The organism is Streptomyces sp. CB01580, from assembly GCF_001905795.1.
Taxonomy (GTDB): domain Bacteria; phylum Actinomycetota; class Actinomycetes; order Streptomycetales; family Streptomycetaceae; genus Streptomyces.
Window position 1 is genome coordinate 229968 of sequence record NZ_LIXJ01000007.1, and the last position, 16482, is coordinate 246449.

General features: G+C 71.5%; 16 protein-coding genes. 12 read left to right on the plus strand and 4 right to left on the minus strand.

The window, feature by feature from the left end:
* Positions 1-134: 134 nt before the first annotated feature.
* From rsmD to mutM, 7 genes are all read left to right on the plus strand, one after another.
* Positions 135-719, plus strand: a complete 585-nt coding sequence (gene rsmD, locus AMK22_RS13830; protein WP_073784833.1) for a 16S rRNA (guanine(966)-N(2))-methyltransferase RsmD — start codon at positions 135-137, stop codon at positions 717-719.
* Positions 720-745: 26 nt separating this feature from the next.
* Positions 746-1225 carry a pantetheine-phosphate adenylyltransferase gene (coaD, locus tag AMK22_RS13835; protein ID WP_199883214.1) on the plus strand — a complete coding sequence of 160 codons (480 nt, stop codon included), beginning with the start codon at positions 746-748 and terminating at the stop codon, positions 1223-1225.
* 98 nt (positions 1226-1323) lie between these two features.
* Positions 1324-2412 carry an ATP synthase F0 subunit B gene (locus AMK22_RS13840; protein WP_073784837.1) on the plus strand — a complete coding sequence of 363 codons (1089 nt, stop codon included), beginning with the start codon at positions 1324-1326 and terminating at the stop codon, positions 2410-2412.
* A 184-nt stretch (positions 2413-2596) separates the two neighbouring features.
* On the plus strand, positions 2597-3268 hold the full coding sequence (locus AMK22_RS13845) for a YceD family protein (RefSeq protein ID WP_073784839.1): 672 nt from the start codon (positions 2597-2599) through the stop codon (positions 3266-3268).
* Positions 3269-3270: 2 nt separating this feature from the next.
* Positions 3271-3444: a 50S ribosomal protein L32 gene (gene rpmF / locus AMK22_RS13850; RefSeq protein WP_003965982.1), complete on the plus strand. Its 174-nt coding sequence runs from the start codon at positions 3271-3273 to the stop codon at positions 3442-3444.
* Between the two features lie 19 nt (positions 3445-3463).
* On the plus strand, positions 3464-4282 hold the full coding sequence (gene rnc, locus AMK22_RS13855) for a ribonuclease III (RefSeq protein WP_073784841.1): 819 nt from the start codon (positions 3464-3466) through the stop codon (positions 4280-4282).
* 81 nt (positions 4283-4363) lie between these two features.
* Positions 4364-5224 (plus strand): bifunctional DNA-formamidopyrimidine glycosylase/DNA-(apurinic or apyrimidinic site) lyase, encoded by an 861-nt coding sequence (gene mutM / locus AMK22_RS13860; protein ID WP_073784843.1) that lies wholly within the window; start codon positions 4364-4366, stop codon positions 5222-5224.
* A 49-nt stretch (positions 5225-5273) separates the two neighbouring features.
* Here the strand turns inward: mutM and AMK22_RS13865 are convergent, their stop codons facing one another.
* Positions 5274-6215, minus strand: coding sequence for a CAP domain-containing protein (locus AMK22_RS13865; RefSeq protein ID WP_073784845.1), 942 nt, complete (start codon positions 6213-6215; stop codon positions 5274-5276).
* Between the two features lie 168 nt (positions 6216-6383).
* Between AMK22_RS13865 and AMK22_RS13870 the strand changes: the two genes are divergently transcribed.
* The 4 genes from AMK22_RS13870 to AMK22_RS13890 all read left to right on the plus strand — a co-directional run bounded on the left by AMK22_RS13870 (position 6384) and on the right by AMK22_RS13890 (position 13048).
* On the plus strand, positions 6384-6665 hold the full coding sequence (locus tag AMK22_RS13870) for an acylphosphatase (protein WP_073784847.1): 282 nt from the start codon (positions 6384-6386) through the stop codon (positions 6663-6665).
* 440 nt (positions 6666-7105) lie between these two features.
* Complete coding sequence (locus AMK22_RS13880; RefSeq protein WP_073784849.1) at positions 7106-7318, plus strand: hypothetical protein; 213 nt, start codon at positions 7106-7108, stop codon at positions 7316-7318.
* Between the two features lie 466 nt (positions 7319-7784).
* Entirely contained in the window at positions 7785-11381 is a 3597-nt protein-coding gene (gene smc / locus AMK22_RS13885; RefSeq protein WP_073784851.1) for a chromosome segregation protein SMC, read from the plus strand.
* A 248-nt stretch (positions 11382-11629) separates the two neighbouring features.
* The gene (locus tag AMK22_RS13890; RefSeq protein ID WP_073784852.1) at positions 11630-13048 is read left to right on the plus strand and encodes a sugar porter family MFS transporter; all 1419 of its coding nucleotides are present in this window, start codon (positions 11630-11632) and stop codon (positions 13046-13048) included.
* 54 nt (positions 13049-13102) lie between these two features.
* Here AMK22_RS13890 and AMK22_RS13895 read toward each other — a convergent pair whose 3' ends face one another.
* From AMK22_RS13895 to AMK22_RS42040, 3 genes are read right to left on the minus strand one after another with little or no spacing between them, the layout of a single operon-like run.
* Positions 13103-14071, minus strand: a complete 969-nt coding sequence (locus AMK22_RS13895; protein ID WP_073784854.1) for an LLM class flavin-dependent oxidoreductase — start codon at positions 14069-14071, stop codon at positions 13103-13105.
* Positions 14072-14129: 58 nt separating this feature from the next.
* Positions 14130-14456 carry a hypothetical protein gene (locus tag AMK22_RS42035; RefSeq protein WP_073784855.1) on the minus strand — a complete coding sequence of 109 codons (327 nt, stop codon included), beginning with the start codon at positions 14454-14456 and terminating at the stop codon, positions 14130-14132.
* A gap of 10 nt (positions 14457-14466) precedes the next feature.
* The gene (locus AMK22_RS42040) at positions 14467-15015 is read right to left on the minus strand and encodes a cytosine permease (protein ID WP_073784857.1); all 549 of its coding nucleotides are present in this window, start codon (positions 15013-15015) and stop codon (positions 14467-14469) included.
* Between the two features lie 145 nt (positions 15016-15160).
* Between AMK22_RS42040 and ftsY the strand changes: the two genes are divergently transcribed.
* Positions 15161-16372, plus strand: a complete 1212-nt coding sequence (gene ftsY / locus AMK22_RS13910) for a signal recognition particle-docking protein FtsY (protein ID WP_073784858.1) — start codon at positions 15161-15163, stop codon at positions 16370-16372.
* Positions 16373-16482 lie beyond the last annotated feature (110 nt).

Sequence of the window (16482 nt, forward strand, 5' to 3'; positions counted from 1 at the left end):
CCGAGGGACGAGGCCGGGCGACGAGGAGGCGGGCGAGCACGGGCGCGCGGCCCGATCCGTCGCGACGCCATATCGTGGGTGGCACGGCACCGCGGCACCCTGCGGACCACCCACGAACCGAGGACCAGACACCCATGACCCGCGTGATCGCCGGCGCGGCCGGCGGACGCCTCCTGGCCGTCCCGCCCGGCACCGGCACCCGCCCCACCTCCGACCGTGCGCGCGAGGGCCTCTTCTCCACCTGGGAATCCCTCCTGGGCGGTCTCGACGACACCAGGGTCGCGGACCTGTACGCGGGGTCGGGCGCCGTCGGCCTGGAGGCGCTCTCCCGGGGCGCGGCCCACGCCCTGCTCGTCGAGGCCGACCCCAGGGCCGTCCGCGTCGTCCGGGACAACGCCCGCGCCCTCGGGCTGCCCGGCGCCGAGGTCCGCACCGGCAGGGCCGAGCAGATCGTCTCGGGCCCCCCGCCCGCGGTGCCGTACGACATCGTGTTCCTCGACCCGCCCTACGCCGTGACCGACGGCGACCTCTGCGAGATCCTGATCACACTCCGTACTCAGGGGTGGCTCACGCCGGACGCACTCGTCACCGTGGAACGCAGCACCCGAGGCGGAGAATTCGGCTGGCCCACGGGATTCGAGCCACTGCGGTCCCGTCGCTACGGCGAGGGCACGCTTTGGTACGGTCACGCCGCCTCTACGTGCCAAGACGCACGATGACCGCACCGGAGAGCGAGGGAATCACGTTGCGCCGCGCCGTCTGTCCGGGGTCGTTCGACCCCATCACCAACGGACATCTCGACATCATTGGCCGCGCCTCGAAGCTGTACGACGTCGTACACGTCGCGGTGATGATCAACAAATCCAAGCAGGGGCTGTTCACGGTCGACGAGCGCATCGACCTGATCCGCCAGGCCACCGCCGAGTTCGACAACGTCCAGGTCGAGTCCTTCCACGGCCTCCTGGTGGACTTCTGCAAGCAGCGCGAGATCCCGGCGATCGTGAAGGGGCTGCGCGCGGTCAGCGACTTCGACTACGAGCTGCAGATGGCCCAGATGAACATCGGCCTGTCCGGCGTCGAGACGCTCTTCGTGCCGACCAATCCCGCCTACAGTTTCCTGTCGTCCTCCCTGGTCAAGGAGGTCGCCGCCTGGGGTGGCGACGTCTCCCACCTGCTTCCCCCGGTGGTCCAGGAGGCCCTGGCCGAACGGTTGCGGTCCCGCTGATCGACTGACGGCCCGTCATCAGGTGTCGGGTGGGCGCCGACTGGCCGTACAGTCGTCCCGTCCGTCTCCAATCGGCTGTAGAGAGTGGCGAGCACACGGTGGACGTGCAGAAGAGACTCGACGAGATCGTCGAGGTGGTGGGCAGTGCCCGGTCCATGCCCATGTCGGCTTCGTGCGTGGTCAACCGCGCCGAACTGCTCGCGATGCTCGAAGAGGTGCGCGAGGCCCTGCCGGGCTCGCTCGCCCAGGCACGGGAGCTCATCGGCGGCCAGGAACAGATGGTCGAGCAGGCCCGCCAGGAGGCCGGACGGATCGTCGAGGCCGCACACGCCGAGCGCAGCTCGCTGATCTCCGGGACGGAGATCGCCCGGCAGTCGCAGGCCGAGGCCGACCGCATCCTCGAAGAGGCCCGCCGGGAGGCCGCCGAGGTCCGCGCCGAGGCCGACGAATACGTCGACAGCAAGCTCGCCAACTTCGAGGTCGTCCTCACCAAGACCATCGGGTCCGTCGACCGGGGGCGCGAGAAGCTCCTCGGCCGCGGCCAGGCGTACGACGCGCAGGGGTACGAGGACCCGGACTTCGCCGAGGCCCCCGAGCGCAGCACCGACCCGGACACCCTCCGGCGCCGCGCGGACGAGTACGTGGACACCAAGTTCGGCGCCTTCGAGGCGGTGCTCGCCAAGACCCTGGAGGCGGTCGGCCGGGGCAGGCAGAAACTGCACGGCCGGGTCGCCACCGACGAGCTCGGCGCGCACATGGCGGCCCAGGACGCGGCGGGCAACCCGGTGCACGTCAGCGACGAGGACCACTGGGCCGGCCTCGCCGAGCTGGCACCCCCGGAGCCGCAGTCCGGCGCGCAGCAGACCCCGTCGCACTTCCCGGCGCAGGCCCAGCCGGCCTACGCGGAGACGTACGGGTACCAGGAACAGCCGCAACAGGACCCCTACGGGTACCAGCAGCAGCCGGACCCGTACGCCGCCTACCAGCAGCACCAGCAGCAGGGCTACGACCAGAACGGGGCCCAGCTGCCCGGCCAGGGCTACGACGGCTGGCAGCAGCACCAGCCCGCGCAGCAGCCCGGTCGGCCCCAGCAGGCGCAGGGCGGGAGCGCCCTCGACGAGACCAGCCTGTTCGACACCAGCATGATCGATCTGGACCGGCTCCGGCAGTACGAGCAGGACCGCTGACCGGCCGGTGAGGAGCCCCGCCCGGTGTGCCCCGCGGAGCGGGAGGGGCCTTCGGCGGGGCGGACCGGATTGGGAGCTGGGCGGTGTGTCCAGTATCCTGGCTCCTCGGTCGCGCTATGTCCGCGATCCCGGCTGCCCGTTTCGGATCCGGAACCGGTCGGCCCTCCCACGATGCGTGACGCTCATGATCTCGAAAGCAGGAAAAGCCCTGAACGGCCACCTCGACCACCGCAGTCCCCTCGTGTTCGACACGCACGAGCTGGGCCGGCGGCCAGGTGCGCTCCAGCGGCTGACCCGCACGGTGGACGCACCCGGTTCACCGGCTCTCGGCATCGACGGAGTCATCGGCGTGCCGGAAGGCTCGCCCGTGGAGCTTGAGCTCCGCCTCGAATCGGTCATGGAAGGGGTGCTTGTCACAGGCACCGCCCGTGCGTCGGCCGAGGGGGAGTGCGTAAGGTGTCTGGAGCCGCTGCGCCAGGAGGTCGCGGCGGACTTCCAGGAGCTGTTCTCGTACCCTGACGCCGACGACCGGGGCCGTGCGATCAAGCCGGAACCGGGCGACGACGCCGAGGACGACGAGGGCAGGCTCTTCCTCGAGGACGGCCTGTTCGACCTCGAACCAGTGCTGCGTGACGCGGTGGTGCTCGCACTGCCGATGCAGCCGGTGTGCCGGGAGTCCTGCGCCGGTCTGTGCTCCGAATGCGGAGTCAGGCTGGACGAGAACCCCGGTCACCACCACGATGCCGTCGACATTCGCTGGGCGGCACTGCAAGGACTCGCCGACACCGTTCAGGACGGCGAGAAGGACAACATGGGCGGCGCCGAAGCGGGCGTCGACAAGAAGCAGGAGAAGTAGCCGTGGCTGTTCCGAAGCGGAAGATGTCGCGCAGCAACACGCGCCACCGCCGGTCGCAGTGGAAGGCTGCGGTCCCCACCCTGGTTTCGTGCGAGCGTTGCCAGGAGCCGAAGCTGCAGCACATCGCGTGCCCCAGCTGCGGCACGTACAACAAGCGCCAGGTCCTCGAGGTCTGAGCGGCTGGTGAGAGGCTCGATGTCTGAGTTGTCGAACGGCAAGAAGCAGACAGACAACGTCAACACGGCCTCGTCCCACACGCTTCTGGAAGGGCGGCTCGGGTATCACCTTGAGTCCGCCCTTCTGGTGCGTGCGCTGACCCATCGTTCGTACGCGTACGAGAACGGCGGTCTGCCCACCAACGAACGGCTCGAGTTCCTCGGGGACTCGGTGCTCGGTCTCGTGGTCACGGACACGCTGTACCGCACCCACCCCGATCTGCCCGAGGGGCAGCTGGCCAAGTTGCGGGCCGCGGTGGTCAACTCGCGTGCACTTGCGGAAGTGGGCCGCGGCCTCGAACTCGGCTCCTTCATCCGGCTCGGCCGCGGTGAAGAGGGCACGGGCGGCAGGGACAAGGCGTCCATCCTCGCCGACACCCTCGAAGCGGTGATCGGCGCGGTCTATCTCGACCAGGGCCTCGACGCGGCCTCGGAGCTGGTCCACCGGCTCTTCGACCCGTTGATCGACAGGTCCTCGAACCTCGGCGCCGGCCTGGACTGGAAGACCAGCCTCCAGGAACTCACCGCGAGCGAGAACCTCGGCGTTCCCGAGTACCTCGTCACGGAGACCGGCCCGGACCACGAGAAGACCTTCACCGCTGCCGCCCGCGTCGGTGGTGTCTCGTACGGCACCGGCACCGGCCGTAGCAAGAAGGAAGCGGAGCAGCAGGCGGCGGAGTCCGCCTGGCGCGAGATCAGCGCCGCCGTGGAGGCACGGGAGGCGGCAGCCGGATCCGCCGACGGAGGGGCCGCCGACACCCCTGCCGACCCGTCGTCCGCGGGCATCGCTCCGGTCTGACCCAAGAACCCCTCGGTGCCCCGCGCACCGGGGGGTTCTCCCTGTCCGGATACCCTGGAAAAGTCCCTGAGGAGCCATACCGTGCCCGAGCTGCCCGAGGTAGAAGTCGTACGACGGGGACTGGAGCGCTGGGTATCCGGCCGCACGGTCACGGACGTCGAGGTGCTGCATCCGCGCGCGGTCCGGCGCCACCTCGCGGGCGGGGTGGACTTCGCGGCCCGGCTCGGCGGTGCCCGCTTCGGCACGGCCATGCGCCGCGGCAAGTACCTCTGGGTCCCGCTGGACGAAGCCTCCAGCTCGCTGCTGGGTCACCTCGGCATGAGCGGCCAGCTGCTCGTGCAGCCGCAGGACGCCCCCGACGAGAAGCACCTGCGGATACGGATCCGCTTCGACGACGACCTCGGCACCGAGCTGCGCTTCGTCGACCAGCGCACCTTCGGCGGCCTCTCGGTCCACGGGAACACCGCCGACGGGCTGCCCGACACCATCGCGCACATCGCGCGCGACCCGCTGGACCCCTCCTTCGACGAAGCGGCGTTCCACACGGCCCTGCGCCTGCGCCGCACGACGATCAAGCGCGCCCTGCTCGACCAGTCGCTGATCAGCGGGGTCGGCAACATCTACGCCGACGAGGCGCTGTGGCGCACCCGGCTCCACTACGACCGGCCGACCGCCACCCTGACCCGCCCGAAGTCGGCCGAGCTGCTCGGCCATGTGCGCGAGGTGATGAACGCGGCGCTCGACCAGGGCGGCACCAGCTTCGACAGCCTCTACGTGGACGTGAACGGCGAGTCCGGCTACTTCGACCGCTCGCTGGACGCTTACGGCCGGGAGGACGAGCCCTGTCGGCGCTGCGGTGCGCCGATACGGCGCCGGGCGTGGATGAACCGCTCCAGCTACTTCTGCCCGCGCTGCCAGCGGCCCCCGCGCGCCGCTGCCTGACCCCGCCCGGCAAGGCGCTCCGGGCGCGGGGGACCAGTTTCCGGTGTGCTCAGAAGCCGAACTCCTGGGTCCACCAGGGGCCGCCGGGGCCACGGTGCACGCCGACGCCGAGGGTCTTGTAGTCGCAGTTGAGGATGTTCCTGCGGTGGCCCTCACTGTGCATCCAGGCATTCATCACGGCGCGGGCGTCGGCCTGGCCGCGGGCTATGTTCTCGGCCGCCAGCCCGCGCACCCCGGCGTCCGAGGCGCGGTCCCAGGGGGACCGGCCGCCGGGGTCGGTGTGGTCGAAGAAGCCGCGGGCGGCCATGTCCTCGCTGAAGTCCTGGGCGAGCGAGGTGAGCGAGGCGCTGGCGGTGACCGGGCTGCAACCGGCCTTCGCCCGTTCCTCGTTGACCAGGGCGAGGACCCCGGACCGGGCCGAGTCGGCGGCGGGAGAGGCAGCCTTCGACCTCCGGGCGGACGGGGCGGACGGGGCGGACGAGGCGGGGGGCCGCGTCGCGGCCGACGACCTTCCGGCCTCGCTCGGGGCGGAGCCCCGGCCGGAGCCCGCCGGGCCCGGGGAACGGGACGGATCCGTACGGCCGGCCGGTGCGGACGTCTTTGGGGCGAGGGACGGGGCCGACGGGGAGGCGGAGGACGGTGAGGCGGTGGGGGACTGCGCCTCGGGGGCTGCCGTACGCCCGGCACCACGGCCGACGGCCGGATCGGAGCGATCGGTGGGGGATCCGCCCCGGCCCAGCGGGTCCGAGGTTCCTTCGGTACGCACCCGGTCCGAGGGCGCGCCCCCGACCGTGTCGGTGTCGCCGCCGGGCAGCAGACCCGAGGCGACCGCGACCGCTCCCACCGCGAGGGCGGCGGAGACGCCGATCAGTCCCGTGCGGACGGGAGCGCCGCGCCGCTTTCCGCGGTGCGCGCTCCGGTGCCGGTCCGGGTCGCCCGTCGTGCGGTCCTGGACGACAGGAGTTGCGGCGGAGCGTCGATGGCGTCCCATCTGCCGAGCCCTTCTGGGGTATGGACGCCACCCTCGGCGTCAACGCGCTTCACCCGTTGGAGTGAGGTCAGGTGCGTGGGGGACTGTACGCCATGGCCGTTCGGCCACAGGCGCTCCGAGGACGATCGGCCGGTCGGTGGTGGGCGATGGACCGGTTAGCGTTCGTGCATGGACGAAGACGTACGGCTCACCGCATGGGTGCGCGGTCGGGTGCAGAGGGTCGGTTTCCGCTGGTTCACCAGGGAGAACGCCCTGGAGATCGGCGGGCTCACCGGGTTCGCCCTCAACCTCGACGACGGCAGGGTGCAGGTCGTGGCCGAGGGCGGGCGTGAGAACTGCCACCGTCTGCTGGAGTGGCTGCGCTCGGACGACACACCCGGGCACGTGGACGGAGTGACTGAGATATGGGACACGTCGCGCGGTGGTTACGAAGGCTTCGAGATCCGCTGACCCGGCCCCCGTCCGTCATTCCTTCGAGGGCGGGTGTTCGGTCCGTGTTCGATAAACGGCGTGCGGTGACGGAGGGCGTACTCAATCTCCGTGCACATGAAATGACCTGCGGAATGACCAGATGGTTGCCAAGATTCGGTTGGCGTGCCAGGCTGCGGCAGTAAGGATGATCTCCACGCCCCCGAGGGCCCCGCAGGAGAGTCGCGCCGCATGATCGCCCGAGCCGCGCGCCCCGGGGCCGCCCGGCTCCGCAGGGTGTGATCGTGTTGACCGTCAAACTTTTTGGTGAGACGCTGAAATCCCCGCGCACCTGAGCTGTTCGGTAGAGCTGTTTGGCAGCAGAACAGCAGTGAATGGAAGCACTGCCGAGCGCCGCGGGTGCGAATCCCTCACGACCCACACCGCATCGGTCGGTCACTCAGTGTGGAGGACCATCCATCATGGCAAAGGCGCTTCTCGGTTACGTCGGCGGTTCCGACCCGCGACTCCTCGCCGAGATGCGACGGCTCCAGCAGCGCGTGCAGGACCTCGAATCCGAGCTCGTACGGATTCAGCACGAGAACGACGCGCTCAACGCCGCCGCCCAGCACCAAGAGTCGCTGCTCGACAGCATGGACATCGACGTACCTCGGGCGGAGCCGGCGCTGACCTGACCGATGGCCCACGGGGCCCGGTCGGGACGCTCACGTCAACCGTTCGAGATCATCACCCGGATCGTCGCCGGATCATTGAAGATCATCGCTCTTGATCTGTCACCTGCGTGACAAGTCCGTGGTCCACCATGTGCCGCTGCACCAGCGAGATCGCATACGCAACAACGCGGCAAGATTTCACAAGGGGCGCCCCGGCGTCCCTTCTTTCTTCCCGGTCTCCGTGACCGGTTTTCTCCGCGCCCGGTTTTTTTTCTCCGCGCCCGGTTTCCGGTCCCCGCGGCCGGGCCTTTTCGGTGTCCCCGGCCGGGCTTCTCGCCCCGGCTCCCGCGTGTGCCGGGCCCGGACCACCGTGGTGGCCGGAGGCTGCACGGGACCGATCCCCCCGGCATACACCCCTTCCCTTACCGTCTGATGTGCCCTGCACCCTCATCGGTGAAACCGGCCGCGAAAGGTAGAGTCCGGCGGCGTGCATCTCAAGGCCCTGACCCTGCGTGGTTTCAAATCGTTCGCCTCCGCCACGACGCTGCGGTTCGAACCCGGTATCACGTGTGTCGTCGGCCCGAACGGGTCGGGCAAGTCCAATGTGGTGGACGCGCTTTCCTGGGTCATGGGGGAACAGGGGGCCAAATCCCTGCGCGGCGGCAAGATGGAGGACGTGATCTTCGCCGGCACCACCGGTCGGCCGCCGCTCGGGCGGGCCGAGGTCTCGCTGACCATCGACAATTCCGACGGCGCACTGCCCATCGAATACGCCGAGGTGACGATCACTCGGATCATGTTCCGCAACGGCGGCAGCGAGTACCAGATCAACGGTGACACATGCCGGCTCCTGGACATCCAGGAACTCCTTTCGGATTCCGGTATCGGCCGGGAGATGCACGTCGTCGTCGGTCAGGGCCGGCTCGACTCGGTGCTCCACGCCGACCCCTCAGGGCGACGCGCGTTCATCGAGGAAGCCGCGGGTGTGCTCAAGCACCGTAAGCGGAAGGAGAAGGCCCTGCGGAAACTGGACGCGATGGGAGCCAATCTGGCCCGCGTCCAGGATCTGACCGACGAACTGCGACGGCAGTTGAAGCCGCTGGGCAGGCAGGCGGCCGTGGCACGGCGGGCCGCCGTCATCCAGGCTGATCTGCGCGACGCGCGGCTGCGGCTGCTCGCCGACGACCTGGTCGCGCTGCGTGCCGCGCTGCGCAGCGAGCTCGCGGACGAGGTGGCGCTCAAGGAGCGCCGGGAGGCCGCGGAGGCGGAGCTCAAGGCGGCTCTGGCGCGTGAGGCGGGCCTGGAGGACGAGGTGCGGCGGCTGGCGCCGCGACTCCAGCGGGCCCAGCGGACCTGGTACGAGCTGTCGCAGCTGGCCGAACGGGTGCGCGGCACGATCTCGCTGGCCGACGCCCGGGTGAAGAGCGCCACCGCGCCCGTCGAGGAGGAGAGGCGCGGCCGCGATCCGGAGGACATGGAACGGGAGGCCACCCGCATCCGTGAGCAGGAGGCGGAACTGACGGCCGCCCTGGAAGCGGCGGAACACGCGCTGGAGGACACCGCCGCCCACCGCGCCGAGCTGGAACGGCGATTGGCCGCCGAGGAGCGCGGGCTCAAGGATGCCGCCCGGGCCATCGCCGACCGCCGCGAAGGGCTCGCCCGGCTCGGCGGACAGGTCAACGCAGCCCGTGGCAGGGCCGCTTCGGCCCAGGCCGAGATCGACCGGCTCGCCGCCGCACGCGACGAGGCCCAGGAACGGGCGGTCGCCGCTCAGGAGGAGTACGAGCAGCTCAGGGTCGAGGTCGAGGGCCTGGACGAGGGCGACGCGGAGCTCGGTGAGCGGTACGAGGACGCCCGGCGGGAACTCGCGGAGGCGGAGGCGGCGCTCGCCGCGGCCCGGGAGGCCGCCACCGCCGCCGAACGGAAGCGGGCGGCCGTCGCGGCACGTCATGAGGCCCTGGCCCTCGGGCTGCGCCGCAAGGACGGCACGGGCGCGCTGCTCGGCGCACGGGGCCGGCTGCCCGGCCTGCTCGGGCCGGCCGCGGAGCTCCTGTCCGTGGAGCCCGGGTACGAGGTGGCGGTGGCGGCGGCCCTGGGCGCCGCGGCGGACGCGGTCGCGGTGACCGATCCGGCCACGGCGGCGGAGGCGATCCGGCTGTTGCGCAAGCAGGACGCGGGGCGGGCGGCCCTGCTGCTGGGCGCCCCCGTCGGAGGCCCGGCGGCGGGGCCGGCCGGGGAGTCCGGCGCGGGACCGGCCGAGGGGGCCGGCGCGGGATCGGTCGGGCCGCCGGCCGTGGCCGACCTGGTCCGCGGCCCCGTCGAACTGGTGGACGCCGTACGCGGACTGGTGCGGGACACCGTGGTGGTCGGCACGCTGGAGGACGCCGAGGACCTCGTCGCCGAGCATCCCGGACTGACCGCCGTGACCGCCGAGGGCGACATCCTCTCGGCCCACTTCGCGCATGGCGGTTCCGCCGGGGCGCCCAGCCTCCTCGAGGTGCAGGCGTCGGTCGACGAGGCCGCCGCCCAGATGGAGGAACTGGCCCTGCGGTGTGCGGAGTTGGCCGAGGTCCAGCGGCTCGCGGGGGAGCGGCGCGAGGCGTGCGCCCGACAGGTCGAGGAGCTGGGGGAACGGCGCCGGGCCACCGAACGGGAGAAGTCCGGGGTGGCCCAGCGGCTGGGACGGCTCGCCGGGCAGGCGCGTGGCGCGGCGGGTGAGGCCGAGCGCACGACCGCGTCCGCCGCGCGTGCCCAGGAATCCCTCGACCGGGCGACGGAGGAGGCCGAGGAGCTGGCCGAACGGCTGCTCGTCGCCCAGGAGACGCCCATCGAGGAGGAGCCGGACACCTCCGTGCGCGACCGGCTCGCCGCCGACGGGGCCAACGCCCGCCAGACCGAGATGGAGGCCCGCCTCCAGGTCCGTACCCACGAGGAACGGGTCAAGGGGCTCGCGGGCCGCGCGGACTCCCTCGACCGGGCGGCCCGCGCCGAACGCGAGGCCCGGGCCCGTGCCGAGCGGCGCCGCGCCCGGCGGCGGCACGAGGCCCACGTGGCCTCCGCCGTCGCGTCCGGGGCGCGTCAGCTGCTCGCCCACGTCGAGGTGTCCGTCGTACGGGCCGAGCGTGAGCGTTCCGCGGCCGAGGAAGCGAAGGCGGAGCGCGAGCGCGAGCTGACGGCCGAGCGCGACCGGGACCGCGCGCTCAAGGACGAGCTGGACAAGCTCACCGACTCGGTCCACCGGGGGGAGGTGCTCGGCGCCGAGAAGCGGCTGCGGATGGAGCAGCTGGAGGCGAGGGCGCTGGAGGAGCTGGGCGTCGAGCCGGCCGCCCTGGTCGCCGAGTACGGCCCCGACCAGCCCGTACCCCCCTCGCCCGCAGCGGTGGGCGAGGAGGTGCCGGACGATCCCGGACACCCGCGCAACCGGCCGAGGCCGTTCGTCAGGGCCGAGCAGGAGAAGCGGCTGAAGGCGGCCGAACGGGCGTATCAGCAACTCGGAAAGGTGAATCCCCTCGCCCTGGAGGAGTTCTCGGCCCTGGAGGAGCGGCACAAGTTCCTCTCCGAGCAGCTCGAAGACCTGAAGAAGACCCGAGCTCATCTGGTGCAGGTCATCAAGGAGGTCGACGAGCGGGTCGAGCAGGTGTTCACGGAGGCGTACCGGGACACGGCCCGGGAGTTCGAGGGCGTGTTCTCGCGGCTGTTCCCGGGCGGTGAGGGGCGGCTCGTCCTGACCGACCCGGACAACATGCTCGCGACCGGGGTGGATGTCGAGGCCCGGCCGCCGGGCAAGAAGGTCAAGCGCCTCTCGCTGCTGTCCGGCGGGGAGCGCTCGCTGACGGCGGTGGCCCTGCTGGTCTCGATCTTCAAGGCCCGGCCCAGCCCGTTCTATGTGATGGACGAGGTCGAGGCGGCCCTCGACGACACCAATCTGCAGCGGCTGATCCGGATCATGGAGGAGCTCCAGGAGAGCTCGCAGCTGATCGTGATCACGCATCAGAAGCGGACGATGGAGGTCGCCGACGCGCTGTACGGCGTCTCGATGCAGGGGGACGGGGTCTCCAAGGTCATCAGCCAGCGGCTGCGCTGAGCCCCGCCAGGGTTTGTCGGTCTTCGACACTCCGACCCCTCTCGCGCGTTGTCCTGAACGGGCGGGTGCCGATGCGGCGACGACGTCTTCGGGAGCCGAACGCGACGGCCGCAGGTCCGCTCCACCCCTTCAAGTGGTGGCAGCCGGAAAGTTGTGCCCCACTGGGGTGTGTCCCCTGTGGGGAGCACGCTTCCCGCACGGCTCGTCGCCCGCACCTGACGACGCGCGTCCAGGCATCAGGAGTTCATGTGACCGACACCGCGCAGGGACCGGCGTCCGGAGCCCGTGCCGCCCAACCGGATCACCTCGGCCATGTCGTCTTCATCACGGCCGCCGCCGCCATGGGCGGCTTCCTCTTCGGCTACGACAGTTCGGTCATCAACGGTGCCGTGGAGGCGATCCGCAGCCGGTACGCCATCGGCTCGGCGACACTCGCCCAGGTCATCGCCATCGCCCTGATCGGCTGTGCGCTGGGCGCGGCCACGGCGGGACGCATCGCCGACCGCATCGGCCGGATCCGCTGCATGCAGATCGCCGCCGTGCTCTTCACCATCAGCGCCGTCGGTTCCGCGCTCCCGTTCGCGCTCTGGGACCTGGCCATGTGGAGGATCATCGGAGGCTTCGCCATCGGCATGGCGTCCGTGATCGGCCCCGCATACATCGCAGAGGTCTCGCCGCCCGCCTACCGGGGCCGCCTCGGCTCCTTCCAGCAGGCGGCGATCGTCGTCGGCATCGCCATCTCGCAGCTGGTCAACTACGGCATCCTGCAATTCGCCGGAGGGGATCAGCGCGGCCGGATCGGCGGTCTGGAGGCGTGGCAGTGGATGCTCGGTGTGATGGTCGTCCCCGCCGCCCTGTACGGGCTGCTGTCGCTGGCGATCCCGGAATCGCCCCGGTTCCTGATCTCGATCGGCCGCAAGGACCGGGCCCGGAAGATCCTGGAGGAGGTCGAGGGCAAGGGCGTCGACCTCGACGCGCGGGTGGCCGATATCGAGACCGCCATGCACCGGGAGCACAGGTCCACGTTCAAGGACCTGCTCGGCGGGCGCCTCGGCTTCCTGCCGATCGTCTGGATCGGCATCGGTCTGTCGGTCTTCCAGCAACTCGTCGGCATCAACGTGGCGTTCTACTACTCGGCGACGCTGTGGCAGTCCGTCGGCATCGACCCGAGCGAGTCGTTCCTCTACTCGTTCACCACGTCGATCATCAACATCATCGGTACCGTCATCGCGATGACGCTGGTGGACCGGGTGGGGCGCAAGCCGCTCGCGCTGGTCGGCTCCACCGGCATGGCCGTCGCCCTCGCTTTTGAGGCATGGGCCTTCTCCGCCCCGCTCGTCGGCGGGAAGCTGCCGCACACCCAGGGCGTCGTGGCGCTCGTCGCGGCCCATGTGTTCGTGCTCTTCTTCGCCCTGTCGTGGGGCGTCGTCGTCTGGGTCTTCCTCGGCGAGATGTTCCCGAACCGGATCCGCGCGGCGGCGCTCGGGGTCGCCGCCTCCGCGCAGTGGATGGCCAACTGGCTGATCACCGCGAGCTTCCCGAGCCTGTCCGACTGGAACCTCTCGGGCACGTACATCATCTACGCGTGCTTCGCCACGCTCTCCATCCCGTTCGTGCTCAGGTTCGTGCGGGAGACCAAGGGCAAGGCGCTGGAGGAGATGGGCTGACCCGTGCCCGTTCCGCCGCGCCCCGCCCCGGGCGCGGACCGCCCGCGCGCCGGATCAGCGCGACGCGACCGCCTCGCAGAACAGCCGCAGGCTGCGCCACCCCTCGTCGAGGGGCATCCCGCCGCACAGCGGATGCAGCACCAGACTGTCGAGCTTCCCGGCCAGAGCGGCGCACTCCCGCGGGGTGACGACCCGGTAGACGCCCTCGTCCCGCAGCGCGCCCACCGTGCCCGCCGCCGAGCGCACGGCGGAACGGATGCCCGCGGACTGCCAGGAGGCGTACGTGCGCGCCTCGTGCAGGAAGTGCTCGCCGTGCTCCGCCCACGTCCGGTCCGGGTCCTCGGACACGTGCAGCAGGGGTGTCTCGGCCGACGGCATCATGCAGAACCCGTCCGTCCCGAGCTCCGCCCGGCGCTCGTGGTAGTACGCCTCCAGCTCCGGCAGATGCGCGCTCGGGAAGAACGGGAGACCGAACCGCGCCGCACGCCGCGCCGCCGCCCGCGAACTGCCGCCCACCAGCAAGGGAGGGTGCGGCCGGGTGTACGGGCGCGGCGTGACCCGGACCGTACGGCCGCGGTACGGGAACGGCTCCCCGGTCCACGCCCGCACCAGGGTCTCCAGCAGCTCGTCCTGGAGCCTGCCGCGGTTCGTCCACTCGACGCCCGCCCGTTCGTACTCCTGCGGCCGGTATCCGATCCCCGCCACCGTGATCAGGCGGCCCGCGCTCAGCAGGTCCAGGACCGCGATGTCCTCGGCCAGCCGCAGCGGGTCGTGCAACGGTCCGATGATCGCCGAGACGGTGACGGCGATCCGGCGGGTGGAGCCGAGGACCGCCCCGGCGAAGACGAAGGGGGAGGGCAGCCAGGAGTTCTCGGCGCCGTGGTGCTCCTCGGTCTGCACGGTGTCGATCCCGTGCTCGTCGGCGTACGCGGCCATCTCCAGCGAGGCGCGGTAGCGGGCCGAGAGCGACTCGGGGCCTGCGGCGGGATCGACGAGATTGAACCGGACCACTGTGAAGGCCATGACGCGTGTCCTCTTCGTCGGTCGGACTCGGCGAGGCAGGACACTATCTGACGTATCGTCAGAAGTGTAGGGGTGCGTCGCCCCGCCGTCCGCCCGCGCGCCCGGCGACGGGCAGCGGCAGGGCCGCGTACAGCGCCCCGGAGACGGCGATCATGGCCACCCGCCCCAGCCCGTGCCGCCCGGCCCAGGTGCCGGCGAGCGGGCCGGAGGGCCACTCCATGCCGGTCGGGAGCAGTCCCGCCGCCGGCCCCGCGGCCCACGCGGCCACCGCCGCTACGGAGAATCCGCCGGTGCACCAGGAGCCGCCGCCCGGGCCGGTGTCCAGGAGCGCCGCCGGGTCGTACGCGCGCCCCGCAACGGGTCCGCGCCGAGGACCCCGATCCACGCCGCGAACGTCACCGCGAGCGGGGACAGGAAGGAGGCGAACGCGTCCATGAAGCCCGTCGCGGGCAGGTCGCCCAGGTGCAGCACACCCGGAGCGTGCGCACGCCCACCCCCGACACCGGGAAGCTGCTCCTCGCGAAGCAGACCAGGGTCACCAGGACCGGTTCGTCGTCGCTCGCGATGCCGAACAGCAGACGCAGCACGGTGTAGGTGCCGGTGACCGCGTTCACCTTCTCCCAGGCCCGGCGGGCGATCCGGATCGGCGCGCCGGGCAGCGGATTGCCGCGCGGCCCGAAGGCGGCGCGCGAGAGTGCCATGCCCGGGGCCCCGCCGCTTCGGCCCGCCAGGGAGATCGGTCCGACCGGTCCGAAGCCGATGGCCGGAGTCGCGAGCGCGACGGTGAGCGCCTGCCCGAGGTTCGGCCCGCCGAAGACGACGAGTCCGGCGCCGATGGTGAGCGACAGCACGGTCGGGTTCGCGCCGACCCGGGTGGGGAAGAGGGCCCGGACCCGGCCGGTGCGTTCGCTGTCGGGGACGGGCTCCAGGCCGCGGGTCTCCACGAACGGGATCGTAATCTTTGCCGCAGATGCCATGAAAAAGCGCATAACGGCCATGTGGGGGTGCGGGTGATTCTCCGTGGCGCCTCGCGCGGCCCGCTCCTCGGGGCGGCCCGCACGGCCGGGTGTGGCTGATACTGGACGGGTTATGGAATTCGTCATCCTTGCTGTAGTCATCGCCCTGGTCGCGGTCGGCGTGATCAGCGGGCTCGTGGTCAGCGGCCGCAAGAAGAAGCAGCTGCCCCCGGCGCCGCCGAGCACGCCGACCATCACTCCTCCCGCCGAGCCCCAAGTCGGCGAGGAAGCCGAGACGCCGCGCGAGGAACCGCGCCGCACCATCGAGGAGGTCGCTCCCCCCACGGCCGAGGCGCCCGCCGCGGAGGCCGTCGAGGAGGTCGGGCCGGAGGCGCTCGCCGTCCCCGCACTCGAAGTACCCGAGCCCACCGCCGGCCGGCTCGTCCGGCTGCGCGCCCGGCTCGCCCGCTCGCAGAACTCCCTCGGCAAGGGGCTGCTCACGCTCCTGTCCCGGGACAACCTCGACGAGGAGACCTGGGAGGAGGTCGAGGACACCCTCCTCACCGCGGACGTCGGCGTCGCCCCCACCCAGGAGCTGGTGGAACGGCTCCGCGAGCGCGTCCGCGTCCTCGGCACCCGTACCCCCGAAGGGCTGCGCGCCCTGCTGCGTGAGGAGCTTCTCACGCTGATCGGCACCGACGCCGACCGCGCGGTCAAGACCGAGAGCGGCCTGGACACCCCCGGTGTGGTGATGGTCGTCGGCGTCAACGGCACCGGCAAGACCACCACCACCGGCAAGCTGGCCCGGGTGCTCGTCGCCGACGGCCGCAGCGTCGTGCTCGGCGCGGCCGACACCTTCCGCGCCGCCGCCGCGGACCAGCTCCAGACCTGGGGCGAGCGCGTCGGCGCCCGTACCGTCCGGGGCCCCGAGGGCGGCGACCCGGCGTCGATCGCCTTCGACGCGGTGAAGGAGGGCATCGCCGAGGGCGCCGATGTCGTCCTCATCGACACCGCCGGGCGGCTGCACACCAAGACCGGCCTCATGGACGAGCTCGGCAAGGTCAAGCGGGTCGTGGAGAAGCACGGGCCGCTCGACGAGATCCTGCTCGTCCTCGACGCGACGACCGGGCAGAACGGCCTGGTGCAGGCCCGGGTGTTCGCCGAGGTCGTCGACATCACCGGCATCGTGCTGACGAAGCTGGACGGCACCGCGAAGGGCGGCATCGTCGTCGCCGTGCAGCGCGAGCTGGGCGTACCGGTGAAGCTGGTCGGCCTCGGCGAGGGACCGGACGACCTGGCGCCGTTCGAGCCGGAGGCGTTCGTGGACGCCCTGATCGGGGACTGACGCCCGCACCGTCCTGGTTCGCGAAGAAGCCCGACCGCCGGAACGCCGGCGGTCGGGCTTCTTCGTGCCGGATGCTCTCCCGGGTCCGATCTCGTGCCGAATCCTTTCGG

Coding starts and splice junctions, on each gene's coding strand:
- ftsY (WP_073784858.1), top strand. CDS start 15,161: ATGGAATTCGTCATCCTTGCTGTAGTCATCGCCCTGGTCGCGGTCGGC.
- AMK22_RS13870 (WP_073784847.1), top strand. CDS start 6,384: ATGGACGAAGACGTACGGCTCACCGCATGGGTGCGCGGTCGGGTGCAG.
- AMK22_RS13880 (WP_073784849.1), top strand. CDS start 7,106: ATGGCAAAGGCGCTTCTCGGTTACGTCGGCGGTTCCGACCCGCGACTC.
- AMK22_RS13865 (WP_073784845.1), bottom strand. CDS start 6,215: ATGGGACGCCATCGACGCTCCGCCGCAACTCCTGTCGTCCAGGACCGC.
- rnc (WP_073784841.1), top strand. CDS start 3,464: ATGTCTGAGTTGTCGAACGGCAAGAAGCAGACAGACAACGTCAACACG.
- rsmD (WP_073784833.1), top strand. CDS start 135: ATGACCCGCGTGATCGCCGGCGCGGCCGGCGGACGCCTCCTGGCCGTC.
- AMK22_RS13895 (WP_073784854.1), bottom strand. CDS start 14,071: ATGGCCTTCACAGTGGTCCGGTTCAATCTCGTCGATCCCGCCGCAGGC.
- AMK22_RS13845 (WP_073784839.1), top strand. CDS start 2,597: ATGATCTCGAAAGCAGGAAAAGCCCTGAACGGCCACCTCGACCACCGC.